Raw genomic sequence first — 17,654 nt, 5'->3', positions numbered from 1 at the left:
AAGTAAGTAGTAAAAGAGTAGCCGGAAATTTTAATCTTTTTCTTATTAATGGTCACCATCTATAAGTGCGATATATGGTAATTAATGCTTTTATTTTGCATTATCATAGGATCATTAAGACTTGATTAAGTAAAAAGCCTTATTTTTTCTCAGTTAATCTTAATAAAAGTAGTCGATTAAAATTATAAAAGAGAATGATAATTCTTCTTTTAGTTATTGCTGTTTTATTAGGTTCTCTTTATTAAAGATTAAATTAACGTCGAAATAAGCTATTTCGATGATAAACCGTTATGATAATAGACATAATTTCACATGGACTCTTTTAATAAAGGAACGTTATGACCTATCAAGAGCTTTATCAGTACGCTATTTTTATGCTCTCTCGCCGTGATTACGGCACAATAGAGCTACAACGTCGCCTAGCACGAAGAATAAGAGAAAGCGATAGAGATGCACAAACTGTCACTGATGAGGCATGTTTACCTCAAGTGATGGAACATTTATTAGAAAATCATTATCTTGATGATAATCGAACTGTTTATGCTTTTTTTCGCAGTTATTTAAATAAATCTTATGGTCCTTTGCGTATTCGCCAAGAATTGCGAGCAAAAGGTTTCCCTAGTGAAATTATTGAACGTCTCTTTGAAGAAGATGAAACCGACTGGTACACCCTTTGCCAAGAGGTTTATGAAAAAAAATTTGGTGGCGCTAAACCCAAAGATTTTAAAGAGAGAGCCAAACAAATTCGTTATTTGCAATATCGTGGATTTACTTCTGATTATATTAATGCGCTGTTTTAATCGATTAACGTAGCGCCATTGCGATATCGGCTAATTTTTTATCATTCTCTTTTTTAAAATAGACTTTTTGATGTAAGAAAATATCAAAAGGAAAAGGAGACCGTATAAACTGCACTTCATCGTTTGTAATGGTTGAAATATAATGAATATTTTCAGGCATAAAACAGTAACCCGCCCCTTCATCAACGCAGTGTAAGACATCCGCCATTTCTGTTAAACCTAAAGTATGATATTGATAACCTTGATTTTTTAGCTTATCTAAAATCGTTGAAAATATGGGGTTTTGCAAACTGCTGCTTCTTTGTATTAAGGTTTCTTTGGCAAAAAATGTTTTGGTATTGGGATATTGTTCAAACAGTTTTTTACTCACCAATAAGCCGACTTTTTGTGTGCATAAGTTAATTGCATTGATATTTTTTTGTGGATAGTCAAACTCAAGGGACGAAATCACAAGATCAAACTCTTTATCAAAAAGTTCTTCTTTAATATCATCAATATAACCATCTTCTAAAGAGAGGCTATATTGATTATTCTTTTGTCGGATCTCCAATATTTTTGTTTTTAAATCAGGATAATAAAGGCCATCTGATTTTATAGACAGTAATGTTTTATCTCCGTTTGAATTCAATATCTGATTTTCAATTTTTCTAATTTTTTCATAATAAGGATATAAACGTTCATAAAGCGTTTTTCCCGCAGGGGTAAGATCCATCCCATTTTTAGAACGTTTAATCAGTGATTTACCGATTTGGCTTTCGAGTTCATTTATACCGTGGCGTAACGCGGATGGGGTCACATTGATTTGTTCTGCTGCTTTGACTAGGCTTTGACAACTGGCGACGGCAAAGAACTGATTTATTTTTCGTGAGAAAAACATGCAGATGTTCTCCATATTTATTTATATATATCTTACGAATAAATAATCCTCCCAAATGAAATCGTTATATTGATATTTATCAATAATCATTTTAGCGCGACGAAAAATAAAAAAAATGATAAAGAATAATTAAAAAATAATCCTGACGACTAAAAGTGATAATAAATTAGAATGTTTTTGATAAAAATAAAATCAAATGATTGATTGTTTTATATTGCTGTATCTTTTTGTTATTTAGATATCTTTTCTTGTTTTTTTTTCTTATTTTAAAACGCATTTAACCTACAAAGAATAAAAAAACTCAATAACAAGTTATAAAAAATTCAATTTTTAATTTTTATTTTCTTGATATTTTAAATTTCGAGATAAAACGACGATTTTATTCTCTCTATTTTAAATTAACTTATATTAGGAAAATATTTAATGAAAAACATTAATACACTTTTAGCAAAAATGAATTCTGATGCAGTGGAAAATATCACATTAAATGATCTCGCTCCCTTGTCGCTTCATGAAATTCACGCACTGAGTGAAGAGAAACTTAGTTGGCATGAAGCAAAAACACTATATAAAAAAGCTCAAGACGCTGCAAAAATTAATAAATTAAATGAAGCACATTATTTGACACGTAATAATCCACAAGTAAAAAATGCCGTGGCTTTAGGTATTCAACCACAATCCGCACAAAGCCGTGCATTAGGTGATTGGATCCCAAGTCGAGACAACCACTATGTTGATTCTAAATCTGTTGCATCGATGTTTTCACCGGCAGGTTATTTAACAGAGCTTTATCGTGAAGCAAAAGAAATACGCACTGGCAAATTAAAGTATCGTCTTGATAACCGTCGTCCTGATTTAGCACAATTAGTGCTTTCTCAAGAAAATATGGATAAAGAAATTTCCACGCTTTCTTTATCAAATCAAATTTTAACGAATGCATTACAACATAAATTAGGTAATGATAAAGATTTATTTCAAGAACTAGCAACAAATCGCGTAATGGGTGAAAACCCTTATCACCAACCTTATGAAACTATTCGACAAACATTGTTATTACGCGATGGCTTGGTTGATAAATTAGTAAAAGCTAAGGATTATCTTGATATTTTAGATACAGAATGGATCTCAACGATTAGTTCATCTATTTCTCCTGAATTATATGCTATCCTAACAGAAGTAATCTCTGACGATAAAATTGAGGAACTAATAGAGAAAAACTTCGGACATAAAGATATCAGTTTAAAGAGTAATTTAAAATTCTTATCAGAATATTATTCTGTTTCAGAAGAAGAAATATTGCCATTATTTAATATACTTAAAGTAAATAATGAATTAGATTCAAAAAGCATGTTGTTCTTAAATAAAATTATTCGCTTACATAAAGCAACAGGGATCTCTGTTGGTAATCTACATGTTTTAATTAGAGCAAAAAATAATGATAATAATATTGACTCTGAGGTTATTCGCTCTATTCTTCATGTACAATATATTATGGAGAAATACAATATTAATATTGAGCAATCTCTAGTACTTAATGGTTCTAATATTAATCATCAAACATTGAATAACTCTTTATCGCTATTTGATATTTTATTTAATTCTCCTCCATTAGGTAAAAGTAAATTTATCGCAGACAATAAAGCACTTGATTTTAATTCATCATCTCCAGATGATATTATACGCATTAATACCTTAAAACGTGCATTACATGTCGATGATATTGGCATTGTTACTATGTGGAAATTAGCTTCGGGTAAAACAACAGAATTTACTTGTTCTATAGAGAATATATCACTGTTATATCGAGTATATTTATTAGCAACAGTACATGGTTTAGATATTTATTCTCTTTCTTTATTACTCGATATGTTGCCTGAGCCTTTCAGTAAACCCATTAATAAACAATCGTTATCAGATGATGCAGGTAATTTAATTTATACAATAAATAATTATTGCAAGTTTATTAAAGATTATAAATTTAGTATTTCAGAATTATATTTAATGACAGCAAAAGAATATGATTTGCGTTATACCCAAAAAATGGAAAAGCTTTTTGACGAGTTAATGAATTTTAATGATTCTTATATAGATGAATTCACTGAGCGGGCAATTATACCGTCCTATTTAGGTATACTCGGCTATCATTTATCCCTTCCTTCTTTAAGTGTTGCCAGTGCTATATGGACATATCTCGACAGTAATATGATATTAAACTTATCTGTTCATGATTTTAGAGATTTGGTAAAGAAGAATGATAAAACATTAGAAGATAAAAATAAACTTGTTACTTATATACAAATGTTGTGTCAAATGATTTCTATATTTACTAAGTTAGGATTAAATGAAAACGAAATAAATATATTGGGAGAAAAACGTTTACTTAATTATAAAGCTGTTCTTCCTAATATCGAATCAATAAAAGATATATCTGAATTTCATCGTTTCTATTTAGATAAAATAAATAATAAAGATGAACTGGTTAACCTTTTTGGCAGTAATAAAACTAGTTCAATTTTATCAAAAGTATATGAAGTTTCTGATGAGGTAATTGAGCAAATTATTTCTTTATTAAAACTAGATGATGAAATTAAATTTGATAATATCAAAGAAATCTCTAGCTATATTGATATGATAAAAACATTTAATATTACACCTGATAATTTTAATCTATTAACTCAATTAAAATTTACTACAAGTGAGAGTAAAGAGAAAGATTACTTGGCTTGGGATAGAGTCAGTAAAATTTTACAAAGTGGCTTAAATGCTCAACAAGTTATTTTACTAAAAAATAAAATGGATGAAAAAGAGAGTGTTGCACTAAGTGCATTTTATATTCATCAGTTTGCTGAATTAAATTTAGTAACTAGAGATGATATTTATAGTTATTTATTGATTGACAATAAAGTTTCGTCTGAAATAAAAACGACAAAGATAGAGCAAGCTATTGCAAGTATACAGTTGTATATTAATGAGTTCTTATCTTTAGATATAAAAAATGAACACTCGCCTATTAAGTCTCGTCAATTTTTTAAAGATTGGGATAAATATAATAAGCGTTATAGCACTTGGAGTAGCGTCTCTTTATTAACTTATTATCCTGAAAACTATATTGATCCTACAGTACGTATTGGTCAAACTAAAATGATGGATACGCTGTTACAGACAATCAGTCAAAATAGTATTAATAGTGATACGATTGATGATGCATTTAAAACTTATTTAACTTCTTTTGAACAAATTGCTAATTTAGATGTGATTAGTGGTTACCATGATGGTGTGACATTAGAAGATGGATATACTTATTTTATTGGTTGTAATGCATCAGAAAAAGTAAGTTATTATTGGCGTAGTGCAGATCATAGTAAAATAAAAAAAGGAATCATGGCAGCAAATGCTTGGACAGAGTGGACTAAAATTGATAATGGTGCCAACCCTTACAATAATTTAATTCGTCCTGTTATTTTTAATAATCGATTATATATTGCTTGGATTGAACGTAAAGAAACTGAAAATAAAGAAAAAAGTACATCTACACCGATTTCTAAGCAGATATGCTATAGTTTAAATTTATCACATATCCGTTATGATGGTACTTGGAGCTCACCTATTGATTTCCAATTATCTGATAATATAGTGGAAAATAAAAAAGGAAACTTTCATTTAAGCTATAATGAAGAATTAGATAAATTATATTTTTTAACCTATGTCACAAGTGATAGCTATGAAGATGAAAACAAAGAGTGCCAAGTTTATTCTATTGATAATGAAATGGTGTTTTCAAATATTTCAGATTTAAATGGAGAAAATGCAAAAAATATTTATATTAATGTCAAGTCTGAATTTGATGTAAGTAGTGATAAATTCACTAAAAATATTAATAATAAATTTTTATTAAGAGGTAAATTAGCTTACTCAATATCTCATGATCCTATTGATGATATAAAAACAATAGACTCTCAAAATGTCTCTCTTTCAGGAAGTTTAATTAATGGTGTCAGTGTCGAATCGAAAAATAAAACATTATCTTGTTACCTTTCTGCTTTTGTTAACTGTGATGTTAATTATGGACATCTAGCTCCTGCACCTATTAAAGATATCTTTAAAGGTTTATTAAAGAGTGGCTCTATATTAGAGGACATTGTTTATACTTCAGGTAGTGTTGGTAAATTGACAACTTTATCTTTTAATGAAAAAACTGATTGTAGTTATTATTTAGGCTTTGATGTTATAAAAAATATAATTTACTTCTTTATTTATGACAATACCAAAGGCGCGGTAATTAAAGGTTCAGATATTAATAATGGAGAAGATTATAGCGTAGAGCTGGCTTTTTTCACTAAACAGTCAAATGGTTTATTAAAATATACATCAAAAAACAAAATTTCTTTTACGCTTTCTAATGAATTAGGCAATTTCTCGTTACAACATTTTCTAAATAAAGAAGCACCAAGATTTCTTTTTCATATTTCAGGAAAAACAACGAGTCAATTGCTTATGGGAGCATATGGGAAAGGAATTTCTTATCCAGTAGCTATTGGTGATTTAAATAAAGTTATCTATCGTGATGACGAAATGGTTAATGACATTCAGATAACTTTATCTTCTAGTCAGAATAATAAAGTCACTTATTCTCTTGAACAATGGTCTAACGCTAATACGTCTTTAATTGAAGGTACTAATAGCTTCAATAGTAAAAATAAAGAGCTTAAGCTTGATGTGCCTCAGAGTGAATTTAATGACAATGGTGAGTTTATATTAACTGCGAATGTGACAGCGGTTAATAAGGCACAAAAAATTATTTCTGAAAGCTTATGTTACTTTAAAGTCAGTGAATTAGAACATATAAGTGAGAGTATTATTAGCTTAAAAACAAATCAAAAGCAGGCTCAATATATTTCAATGACTGTGGCAAATGAACCTTTATTAGTACGTTTAAATACATTATTTGCACGTCAATTAGTCAAACGTGCGAATAACGGAATTGATGCTATTTTAACGCTAAGTTCTCAGAGACTGCCTGAACCCGCTTTGGAAAAAGGCGCTGATGTACCGATGGATTTTAATGGCGCTAATGCCCTCTACTTTTGGGAATTGTTCTATTACACCCCGATGATGTTAGCAAATGTGATGTTAGAAGGGCAAAATTACGATGAAGCAAGTCGTTGGTTACGTTATGTGTTTAGCCCAAATGGTTATATTGATAGCAATACTCACACTCATCGTGTTTGGAATTCACAGCCATTATTAGCAGATACAGCTTGGGATAATGATCAACTGGATTCAACCGATCCTGATGCGGTGGCACAAGCTGATCCAATGCACTATAAGTTGGCTACGTTTATGAAGTGCCTTGATATTCTTGTGGCACGAGGCGACAGTGCTTATCGTCTACTTGAGCGTGATACATTAAATGAAGCTAAAATGTGGTATGTACAAGCGCTGAAATTATTAGGAAATGAAACAGAACTATTAGAGAACGATGTGTGGTCAGCACCAGCATTAATTGATGCTGCAACCAAAACTAACCAATCAACGTCTTCTGTTAGTGACGAGAAAAAAGAAGCAACATTATTACGTACAGCAAATACCTTAACCTCGCTTTTTTTACCACAAATTAATGAGAAGTTAGCGCAGTATCGCGATACGTTAAAAATGCGTTTGTTTAATTTACGTCACAATTTATCGATTGATGGGCAACCACTGTCGTTACCAATGTATGCAACGCCAGTAGATCCTAAAATGTTGCAAAATATAGCAGTGAACCAGTCACAAGAGAATGGTTCATTACCAAATGCTGTGATGCCAACACAGCGCTTCCCTGTGATGTTAAACAGTGCAAAATCGGTAGTAAATCAGTTGATGCAGTTTGGTAGCTCACTGTCTAGTATTATAGAACGTCAAGATGCACAAGCATTATCAGAATTACTGACTACGCAAGGTAGTGAAATTATTCTGCAAAATATGAAGTATCAAATGAAGAGTATTGAGGAGTTTGCTCATAACAAGAAATCGTTAGAAGCGTTACGTGTTGGGGCACAAAACCGCGCTAGACATTACAGCAAATTGTATGATGAAAATATCAGTACCTCAGAACAACAAGCGATGGATCTCTATCTGGCATCGAGTGTGTTCAATACCGCCAGTCAAGGGCTCAATATGGCAGGTGCCGCTGCTGATCTTGTACCAAATATTTATGGTATGGCTCTCGGTGGTTCACGACTAGGCGCTATCTTTAATGCTACATCCATTGGTTTGCAACTGTCAGGTGCTGCAACCCGGATTTCTGCAGATAGATTAAATCAATCAGAGTTTTATCGTCGTCGTCGCGAAGAATGGGGAGTATTTCGTGATAATGCAAAAGCTGAGTTGATACAAATTGATGCACAACTTGAAGCCTTAAAAGTACGTAAAAAAGCCGCGAATTTGCAGTTAGATAGCTTGAAATTGCAACAGCAACAAATACAAGAGCACTTAACTTTTTTACAAAATAAATTTACCAATAAAGCCCTGTATAACTGGTTACGCGGTAAATTAATGGCAATTTATAAACCCTTCTATGACTTAACTGTATCACGTTGTCGTATGGCGGAATTGGCGTATCAGTATGATTTAGGTGAAACTCAAACCTTTATTCGCCCAGGTGCATGGCAGGGTAACTACTCTGGTTTGATGGCAGGTGAAAGTCTAATGCATAACCTGACTGAAATGGAAAACAGTTACCTTGAAAAAGATAAACGCGCATTAGAAATTACCAAAATTGTTTCATTGAGCGATGTATATCAAGGGCTAAGCACTAACTCGTTTGGTTTTGAGCAAGTAACAGATGTGATTAATCAATCTAAAACACAGTTAGGTACAGCAGAAAATGGTATTACGCTGAAAAATGGTCAATTACAAGCGTCGATTAAGCTCTCTGATTTAGCCATTGACAAAGATTATCCTGAGGATCTAGGCAAATTACGTCGTGTTAAACAAATTAGTGTGACATTACCTGCGTTAACAGGCACTTATCAGAATATTAGAGCGGTGTTGAATTATGGCGGTAGTGCGGTGAAACCACGAGGCTGTAATGCAATTGCGATTTCTCATGGCATGAATGACAGTGGGCAGTTCCAACTGAATTTCAATGATGATCGTTATCTGCCATTTGAAGGTTTACCCGTGAATGACACCAGTACACTGACTTTAAGCTTCCCTGATGCGACAGATAAGCAAAAAGAGATGTTACTGACACTGAACGACATCATTCTTCATATTAATTACACCATTCGTTAATTATCTAAATCTTAATTAATTAATTACAGGCTCCTGAGGGAGCCTGTCAGGAGTTCTACATGCAAAATTCAGAGAAATTGACCTTTGATGCACCTAATTTACCGAAAGGAGGCGGTGCTGTCACAGGGCTAACCGGCAATATGGGCGCAATTGGCCCTGATGGCGCAGCCACTTTTAGTTTACCGTTACCTATTAGCCAAGGTCGTGGTTATGCACCTGCGTTAGGATTGGCTTATCACAATCAATCAGGTAATGGCGCTTTTGGTTTTGGTTGGTCTGTGGGGGTGATGTCAATTCGTCGTCGTACTTCAAAAGGTATCCCTTCGTATACCCAACAAGATGAGTTTGTTGGGCCTGAAGGTGAAGTGATTGTACCGATTATCAATAAGAAAGGTGAAATTGAAACAGCACAACGTAACGAGTTACTAGGCGTAAAACTTGCTCATCAATATCAAGTGACAACATATCGTTCACGTATTGAAAAAAGCTTTAGCCGTTTTGAGTGTTGGTCATTAAATGATGCTAATACACCAACTAATGCGCCTAAACAGTTTTGGGTGATGTTGAGTGCAAATGGTGAGGTTCATTTGTTCGGTTATGAAACCACCGCACAGATCGTGGATAGCCAAAACAGCGCACATATTGCGCAATGGAACCTCAATGCGTCTATTTCAGCGACGGGTGAACAAATTGAATATCACTACCGTGCGGAAGATGAGCAAGGTTGTGATAAGCAAGAAATTCAAGCCCATAAAAATGCCAATACACAGCGTTATTTAGAGAAGGTGTATTACGGTAACCCTATTGGTGAAAGAGCCTTTTCATGTACTAAAACTGATAACACATTACCCAATAACGCTCTGTTTACCTTGGTCTTTGATTACGGTGAGCGTGATAGTGCATTAGCAACGTATCCGCAATGGCAAAGTGGTTCATCGTGGGCAGTGCGTAAAGACTGTTTTTCTCAATTTAATTACGGTTTTGAACTGCGTACTCGTCGTTTATGTCGCCAAGTGCTGATGTATCACCGTTTAGAAAGCTTAGCGCAGCAAAGTGCCAAAGCTGAAACGCCAGAATTAATTTCAAGATTAACGCTGACCTACGATGAATCAACAGCTGGTAGCATGTTGGTTTCAGCACAACAATCCGCGTTTAATGACAATAAAGACACTCAATCGTTAGTGACATTACCCCCCATTAAATTTGATTGGCAAAAAGTCGGTACAATGAAACAAGCACAGTGGCAATCATTGGATGAGCTTGCTTCTTTTACACCACAACAACCTTATCAATATGTTGATTTATTCGGTGAAGGATTGGCGGGCGTATTGTATCAAGACAGAGGTGCTTGGTGGTATCGCGCACCCGTTAGAAAAGAAGAGAAACAAAATCCGAATGCCGTAACATGGGATAAAGCGAAAAAGCTTCCTGTTATTCCCTCCTTGCGAAATTCAGCTATGTTGACCGACGTGACGGGTGATGGAAAGCTGGAGTGGTTAGTCACACAAGGTAATGTGAATGGCTATTACACGCAAGATGAAGAAAACGCAGAGAATTGGCTGAATTTTGTGCCACTTGATGCCATTCCTGTGGAGTATTTTCATCATAGAGCTGAACTGACTTCATTAACAGGCAGCGGTTTTGCTGATTTAGCCTTAATTGGTCCTCGTAGTATTCGCCTTTATGCCGGTTCAGCGCAAGGCTGGAAAAAAAGCAAAGATATCATGCAGGCTGATGGCGTAACGTTGCCGATTAAGAATATTAATCGACGTACCTTAGTCGCATTTAGTGATGTATTAGGTTCAGGGCAGCAACATCTGATTAAAGTAGATTATCAAGGTGTGACCTGTTGGGTACATTTAGGTGAGGGGCAGTTTAGCTTACCGATGACCATTCCAGGGTTTTCTGCTGATCGTCTTAAATTCAACCCTAATCAACTCTATTTAGCAGACTTAGATGGTAGCGGTACGACCGATATTATTTACGCACAATCGACCCATTTAGAGGTGTATTTTAACCAAAGTGGTAATCAATTTGTGCGTGGTGATGATATCGCATTACCTAAAGATGTGCGTTTTGATAATCATTGTCTACTTCAAGTGGCGGATGTTCAAGGCCTTGGTGTTGCCAGTATTTTACTGACAAAAGCTTATCCAACACCGCAACATTGGGTGCTTTCGTTACAAAACAAAAAGCCGTGGTTATTAATGTCTATTAATAACAATATGGGGCTTATTCAAAATCTGCATTACCGTAGTTCAGCGCAATATTGGTTAGATGAAAAATTAGCTCGTCAGCAACAGCGCAAAGAAAAAGCAGTTAGCTATTTACCTTTTCCGCTGCATACACTTTGGAAAACCGAAACCATTGATGAAATTACCCAAAGTCGCTTCACACAGACTCTAAATTACCGCCACGGTGTGTGGGATGGTAAAGAGAAAGAGTTTCGTGGTTTTGGTTGTGTTGAAGCCACTAATGCGGAGTCATTTAAAAGCGAAGAAAACAGCACGGATAAAACCCCAAATGCATTAACGCGTCAGTGGTTTTTTACTGGGAAACCGTCTGTTGATGCCAAATTTGCTGATGAATTTTGGCTAGGTGATAACGCGGCATTTCCACATTTTTCTCCTCGATTTACGCAAGGTGAAGGGCGTGCAGAAAAAGCGTGCGATAGCGATTTATGTCAACAACAAAATTATTGGCTTGAGCGTGGGTTGCAAGGTCAATTGTTCAGAAAAGAGGTCTATGGATTAGACAATACGGTTGTATCCGATGTGCCTTATGCCGTTACGGAACAACGCCCGCAAGTGCGTTTAATTGAATCGCAAGGACGTTCACCCGTGGTGATGCCTTCGATAGTGGAAAGTCGTGATTATCATTATGAGCGTATTGCGTCTGATCCCATTTGTCATCAACACATTATCTTAGAGCAAGACGGTTATGGATTTGTGTCTAAAGCCGTTTCGATTGATTATCCAAGACGTCCTAAAGGGGCGAAAAACCCTTATCAGCATTATGAAAGCCTACCCGAGACGTTATGGGCGTCCAGTTATGATGCGCAACAACATACACTGCGTTTAAGTTTATCACGTCAAACTTGTCATCATATTAATCATTCAGAAAGACAGATTTATCAGCTAAGTGTTATCGCAACAAGTCGTCAAGATATTTGGACATATGGAGCAGAGCAGCAGCCTAAAGATGGTTTAAATGTCGAAGCACTATTAGCCAGCAATAATTTACTTACACAAAAGTCAGTATTTGTTGGGCAACAACAGCTTGCTTATATGGATGTTAATGGAAGTGCCACATTACTAGAGCCTGATTTTCCTGTGCGTTTAGCCTCTAGTGAAACGGCGGAATTAGATGAAGAAACAGCAAACGCGATTTCACAGCCTTATCCCACTTTAAAACTGGATGAAGTCATGAAAAATGCCGGTTATCAGCAAAAAGCATATTTATTTGCTGATGAGTCAGAAAAAGGCAAAACGCTATGGGTGAAACCGTTATTAGGTATCAAAACCTATGGTTCATTGGCGCAGTTTTATCGACCTCTTGTTTATAAAAAAAACGGCACTTTCTTGTGATTACACCTTGCTCTGGGATAAGCAATTCTGCGTATTAATGGGTAAAAAATCCCCCTTAAATATGCAAGATTTTCATCTTACTTACGATTGGCGTTTTTTATCGCCTAATTCAATTACTGATGCCAACCATAATATTCATCAAGTGACGTTTGATGGTTTAGGTCGTGTGACAACGACGCGTTTTTCAGGAACGGAAAACGGTGAGCAGAGCGGTTATAGCGATAAAGCGTTTACTATGCCGACAACCATCGATGGGGCTTTAGCGTTGACATCAACGTTACCTATTGCAACGGGTTTTGTGTATGTCACAGACAGTTGGATGCAGACATCAGCAAAATTACCGCCTCATGCATTGCAAATTATGACAGACCGTTATGACCGTGATCCACAACAGCAAATTCGCCAACAAATCGCCTTTAGCGATGGTCTTGGACGCCTATTGCAAACTTCTGTCAGAGTGGAAGCTGGTGAGGCCTTTTTACGCAGTGAAAAAGGGGCGTTAGTGGTGGGCAGTGTACAACAAGCACAGCAAAAAAGGACCACAACACGTTGGGCAATTTCAGGTGAAACCGAATATGACAACAAAGGGAATGTAAAGCGCGTTTATCAGCCTTATTTTCTGAATGACTGGCGTTATGTTTCGGAAAGTTCATCTCAGCCTAATCGTTTTGCGGATACTCATTATTACGATGCATTAGGTCGTTTATATCGAGTGAATACGGCAAACCACTATCAACGCAATACGATAGTCACACCGTGGTTTATGGCTCAGGAAGATGAAAATGACACCCTAGTGTAGGTGGTTTTTTATGCGGATTAATAGGAAGCATCGTTTAATCCGCTCTATTTAGGAATTTTATTATGCTGGTAGCAATCCCATCTGAAAGCGATGCGCTGGCTTGGATGATTATCGGTGGATTTTCAGCCTGGGGAGGTATCGTGAGGTATTTAATGGAAATTAGGCAAAAACAAATTAAGTGGTCTTGGTGTGGCATTGGTAGTCAGATCGTGATTTCAGTATTCACAGGATTACTCGGTGGATTATTGAGCTTTGAAAGTGGGGCAAGCCGTTATATGTCTTACATGATTGCGGGGCTTTTTGGCTCAATGGGGAGTACCACGTTGATTTGGCTATGGAATCGTATTTTTGGTGTGAACAATCTTAGGGAGCCTAAATGAAGATGTATACATTAAGTCAACGTAGTCAAAACAACTTAAAAGGTGTGCATCAAGACTTGGTACAAGTGGTTCATCAGGCGCTGACATTGAGTGAATATGATTTTGTCGTCATCGAAGGGCTACGTTCATTCGCGCGTCAAAAAGAGCTAATGAAGGAAGGTAAAAGCAAAACCCTCAATAGTCGTCATTTAACAGGTCATGCTGTAGATATTGTACCTTTAGTGAATGGCGCGATCCCTTGGCAAGATTGGTCTGCGTTTGAATCTATATCAAAAGCAATGAAACAAGCGGCTCATCAATTGGGTGTTTCAATGAATTGGGGCGGTGATTGGGTTTCGTTTCGTGATGGCCCCCATTATGAGCTGTCTAGAGAGGTATATTCATGAGTATAACCTGGCTTTTACGCTGGGGATCAAAAGGAGGCGTGTTGTTAGTTATTCTGACCACGCTTCTGGTGATCCGCTATCAACATAACCAAATTAATCGATTATCAGAACAAAATAGCCAGCTTGAATATCAACAACGTACATTGCAATCACAATTAATGCAATGGCACGAACAAGCGGAAAAAATCGCTGAAACGCTCACACATCAACAAGAGGAGCAACACTATTTAGAGGAAGAAAATCATGCAATACGCCAAGAGTTACGGCAACTTCTGGCTCAAACGCCTTGTGCTAATGAGTCTGTGCCTGACGCTGTTATCCAGTTGCAGCAAAGCACCCTTAACCGCCGTTAAAGCACCTGAAAAATTTGTACCAATACACTTACTACAGCCTTGTTCAGCACCGTTTTTTAATGTGCAAGTATGGGGGGATTATCCTGATTATGTGGCACGTTTAATGTTGGTATTAGAAAAATGTAATACCGATAAAAAAGCCGTTGCCGAAATATTAGCCTTAAAAAATCAGCGTAATAGCAATGAATTGGATCATAAAAGAAAATCAATTAAGGAATTATAACACTATGTCAAATCAACAATTATATATACGAACACCCTCGGTGGTAGTTCATGATAATCGTGGATCAGCAATTCGTGAAATTAATTATTGCCGTCATCCTGATACGGTTAATCAAACCGATGAACGCATTACGCGCCATCACTATCATGCTCGCGGTTATTTAGAACGCAGTATTGATGCCAGACTGTATGAAGCACAACAAGCAGACTCAACTATTCAACCGAATATTCAACAAACAGTGAGTTTAGGGGGCGCGTTATCACTTTCACAAGGTGTTGATAATGGGAATTCTTTTAATATCAATGATATTGAAGGAACTATCGCACAGCAGATTAATGGAAAAGGAACAGTGACAACTTATGAATACAGTGATCAACGGTTTGAGCGTTATTTAGAACAAGTCAAAGAAGGAAAACTGGGTGAAAGCCATATTATCATGGTACAAAAATTGAAGTGGGCTCAAGGATGGGATGAATGCATTGCTAATAATCAAGTTGGTAAATGTATTGAACATTATGATATCGCAGGAAAGAAAACGATCGATAGCTTTTCATTATTAGGCGCCGTGTTATCTGAAACACAACAATTACATTATGGTAGTGTTATTGACTGGAATTCGAGTAGTGAAGTCAATGATATTCAACAAGCTGAAAAATTTACCACTCAATATCTTTACGACGCTACGGGTGCCGTACTAACAGAAACTGATTGTGCAGGCCATCAACGCCGTCTTGCTTATGATATTGCCGGTTTTGTTAAGCAGTCTTGGCTAACCTTAAAAGGCCAATCAGAGCGAGTGATTTTACGTTCTTTAACCTACTCAGCTGCGGGGCAAAAACTGCGTGAAGAACAGGGTAATGGATTAGTCACCACTTATGAATATGAGCCTGAAACGCAACGTTTGTTGCATGTTCAAACACAGCGTCCCCAAGGTCATGCATTAGGGGCGAAAATCATGCAAGATCTGCGTTATGAGTACGATCCTGTGGGCAATATTATCTGTTTGAAAAATGATGCAGAAGCGACTCGCTATTGGCGTAATCAGAAAGTGGTGCCTGAAAATCGTTATATCTATGACTCACTGTATCAATTAATCAGCGCCTCAGGCCGTGAATCTGCCAATCAAGCAACGCCCGCGTCAATACAATCTCAGCCTGTGACAATGTTAGTGAAAGATACACAAAGCTATACTAATTACACGCGGTTATACACTTATGATAGAGGCGGAAATTTAACACAAATTCGCCATAATTCACCGATTGCACAACAAAGTTTTACTCAAGATATCGTTGTTTCAAATAAAACCAATCGGGCTTTATTAAAATCCCAATGTGCAGAACCCCAACAAGTGGATCGCTATTTTGATGAGAGTGGTAATTTAACCCAGCTTCTCAATGGTGATGCCATTATTTGGGATAAACGCAATCATTTAAAAGCCACAAAAGAGATAATGGAAAGTGGGTATTTAACTGAGGGTGAAACTTATCAATATAACAGTGCGAGCCAACGTGTGACGAAAATGCGAGGTCGTAAGGTTGCTCGTGGCGGATTAGAAAAAGTCACGACGCTCTATTTACCGAATATTGAACAATGGGAGGTGAGCGCAAGTGCTATTACAGAGAAATATGCCGTTGTACAAATTCAAGCAGGTACGAGTGCCAAAGTCAGGGCGTTGTGTTGGGAAATTGGCTCACCAAAAGGGATTGAAAATAATTCACTGCGTTATAGCTATGATAATGGTGTTGGCAACAGTGGATTAGAAACGGATGGTCAAGGGCAATTAGTTAGCTATGAAGAGTATTACCCTTATGGGGGAACGGCAATTTGGTCTAGCGAAAATGCGGTAGAAGCAGATTACAAAACCATTCGTTATTCAGGGAAAGAAAAAGATGCAACAGGGATGTATTATTACGGTTATCGCTATTATCAACCGTGGATTGGTCGTTGGTTAAGTGCCGACCCCGCAGGTACGATTGATGGACTAAATTTATATCGTATGGTGCGTAATAATCCCGTAACGTTACATGATCCTGATGGCCGAGCGCCCACGCCTTCAACCGCATCGACTTCTGCAACAACAAGTGAGCATTTTATCAATCGATTACCGACGTCATTTCATGAAATAAAAACCAATGATTGGGGGGAATCGATTATTAAACAGGCTGAGACTTGGAATCAAGAAGATTCACTCGACTTTAAAAGAGAGACTCATTATGCCGTTAGTGAGTTAGGTAAGCATTTTACACTCTATTCAACCCCAGATTCTCCATCAAAAAAACTTATTGTCTTTGCCCATGGTGGTTTTAACGCAAACAGTGGAGTTGTTCCAATACCCAATGGAATGACATTAGAATTTTTAAATCCACACAGGACTAAATTAATGGATCCTGGGCTTGAAAACATCGCAATGGATAAGAGTCTTACGTTATTTTCTATTTCAAATCATCATCTGGAGTTACATAATCAAGTCGCGATTGACGAAATGGAATTATTGGGAATAAGGGCAGTGACAGGTGATTCTCATGATACGAATTGGAAAGCAACAAGAAACGATAAGAAAAGGCGATTTAGTATTACAAATTATGACATAGCCGAGATTGGGGAAGATATACTAGATGAAATAAGTAATGCATTGGCTGTCAATCAAGCGATTATACAAACCAATCAAAAACAAACAGTAAAAACGGATATTGTTACTGTGAAAAGCTCGACCAGGATTGATGGCAAACCGGGTTCTTCAGCGACGACAATAGGAAAGCTTTTCCGCGAGTTAAAAGCCAACAATATTAAATATGACAATATTGTCTGTTCATTTTGTCGTGGCGAATCAGGCAACGCAAAGACTGTATATGATCCGATAACAGCTAGCCTGCATCCATTAAAATAATATTATTATCAATCTATTAATGATGATGTTTTGATTTAATAATGCTTATAGGCTAAGAATTAAGTGCAATTAAATTAATCACGAGGT

10 protein-coding genes are annotated in these 17,654 nt (G+C 36.3%); 9 read left to right on the top strand and 1 reads right to left on the bottom strand.

Annotated elements, in window-relative coordinates:
• The first annotated feature begins 338 nt into the window (after positions 1 to 338).
• Positions 339 to 800, top strand: a complete 462-nt coding sequence (locus tag SB028_RS16950; protein WP_069366927.1) for a regulatory protein RecX — start codon at positions 339 to 341, stop codon at positions 798 to 800.
• Positions 801 to 804: 4 nt separating this feature from the next.
• Here SB028_RS16950 and SB028_RS16945 read toward each other — a convergent pair whose 3' ends face one another.
• Complete coding sequence (locus SB028_RS16945) at positions 805 to 1,677, bottom strand: LysR family transcriptional regulator (RefSeq protein WP_069366926.1); 873 nt, start codon at positions 1,675 to 1,677, stop codon at positions 805 to 807.
• A gap of 423 nt (positions 1,678 to 2,100) precedes the next feature.
• On the opposite strand from SB028_RS16945, the gene SB028_RS16940 reads away from it, so the two are divergent.
• The 8 genes from SB028_RS16940 to SB028_RS16905 all read left to right on the top strand — a co-directional run bounded on the left by SB028_RS16940 (position 2,101) and on the right by SB028_RS16905 (position 17,567).
• The gene (locus tag SB028_RS16940) at positions 2,101 to 8,952 is read left to right on the top strand and encodes a neuraminidase-like domain-containing protein (RefSeq protein WP_069366925.1); all 6,852 of its coding nucleotides are present in this window, start codon (positions 2,101 to 2,103) and stop codon (positions 8,950 to 8,952) included.
• 59 nt (positions 8,953 to 9,011) lie between these two features.
• On the top strand, positions 9,012 to 12,539 hold the full coding sequence (locus SB028_RS16935; RefSeq protein WP_318859670.1) for a SpvB/TcaC N-terminal domain-containing protein: 3,528 nt from the start codon (positions 9,012 to 9,014) through the stop codon (positions 12,537 to 12,539).
• Positions 12,478 to 13,338, top strand: coding sequence for a hypothetical protein (locus tag SB028_RS16930; RefSeq protein WP_318859669.1), 861 nt, complete (start codon positions 12,478 to 12,480; stop codon positions 13,336 to 13,338). Before SB028_RS16935 ends, SB028_RS16930 begins: the two co-directional genes overlap by 62 nt.
• Before the next feature lie 62 nt (positions 13,339 to 13,400).
• The gene (locus SB028_RS16925) at positions 13,401 to 13,718 is read left to right on the top strand and encodes a phage holin family protein (protein WP_069366923.1); all 318 of its coding nucleotides are present in this window, start codon (positions 13,401 to 13,403) and stop codon (positions 13,716 to 13,718) included.
• Positions 13,715 to 14,104 carry a M15 family metallopeptidase gene (locus SB028_RS16920; protein WP_069366922.1) on the top strand — a complete coding sequence of 130 codons (390 nt, stop codon included), beginning with the start codon at positions 13,715 to 13,717 and terminating at the stop codon, positions 14,102 to 14,104. Before SB028_RS16925 ends, SB028_RS16920 begins: the two co-directional genes overlap by 4 nt.
• Complete coding sequence (locus SB028_RS16915; RefSeq protein ID WP_069366921.1) at positions 14,101 to 14,457, top strand: DUF2570 domain-containing protein; 357 nt, start codon at positions 14,101 to 14,103, stop codon at positions 14,455 to 14,457. Before SB028_RS16920 ends, SB028_RS16915 begins: the two co-directional genes overlap by 4 nt.
• Before the next feature lie 91 nt (positions 14,458 to 14,548).
• Positions 14,549 to 14,680, top strand: a complete 132-nt coding sequence (locus tag SB028_RS16910) for a hypothetical protein (protein ID WP_286145850.1) — start codon at positions 14,549 to 14,551, stop codon at positions 14,678 to 14,680.
• 4 nt (positions 14,681 to 14,684) lie between these two features.
• Entirely contained in the window at positions 14,685 to 17,567 is a 2,883-nt protein-coding gene (locus SB028_RS16905) for an RHS repeat domain-containing protein (protein WP_069730296.1), read from the top strand.
• The last annotated feature ends 87 nt before the right edge of the window (positions 17,568 to 17,654 follow it).

The organism is Proteus vulgaris (assembly GCF_033708015.1).
GTDB lineage: Bacteria > Pseudomonadota > Gammaproteobacteria > Enterobacterales > Enterobacteriaceae > Proteus.
The sequence above is the reverse complement of the archived record's forward strand: the minus strand, read 5'-3'. Positions and strand labels throughout refer to the sequence as shown.

Excerpts from the sequence above, each read along its gene's own strand:
- SB028_RS16925 (WP_069366923.1), top strand. The coding sequence starts at position 13,401 with ATGCTGGTAGCAATCCCATCTGAAAGCGATGCGCTGGCTTGGATGATT.
- SB028_RS16935 (WP_318859670.1), top strand. The coding sequence starts at position 9,012 with ATGCAAAATTCAGAGAAATTGACCTTTGATGCACCTAATTTACCGAAA.
- SB028_RS16915 (WP_069366921.1), top strand. The coding sequence starts at position 14,101 with ATGAGTATAACCTGGCTTTTACGCTGGGGATCAAAAGGAGGCGTGTTG.
- SB028_RS16905 (WP_069730296.1), top strand. The coding sequence starts at position 14,685 with ATGTCAAATCAACAATTATATATACGAACACCCTCGGTGGTAGTTCAT.
- SB028_RS16920 (WP_069366922.1), top strand. The coding sequence starts at position 13,715 with ATGAAGATGTATACATTAAGTCAACGTAGTCAAAACAACTTAAAAGGT.
- SB028_RS16950 (WP_069366927.1), top strand. The coding sequence starts at position 339 with ATGACCTATCAAGAGCTTTATCAGTACGCTATTTTTATGCTCTCTCGC.
- SB028_RS16945 (WP_069366926.1), bottom strand. The coding sequence starts at position 1,677 with ATGTTTTTCTCACGAAAAATAAATCAGTTCTTTGCCGTCGCCAGTTGT.
- SB028_RS16930 (WP_318859669.1), top strand. The coding sequence starts at position 12,478 with ATGGTTCATTGGCGCAGTTTTATCGACCTCTTGTTTATAAAAAAAACG.
- SB028_RS16940 (WP_069366925.1), top strand. The coding sequence starts at position 2,101 with ATGAAAAACATTAATACACTTTTAGCAAAAATGAATTCTGATGCAGTG.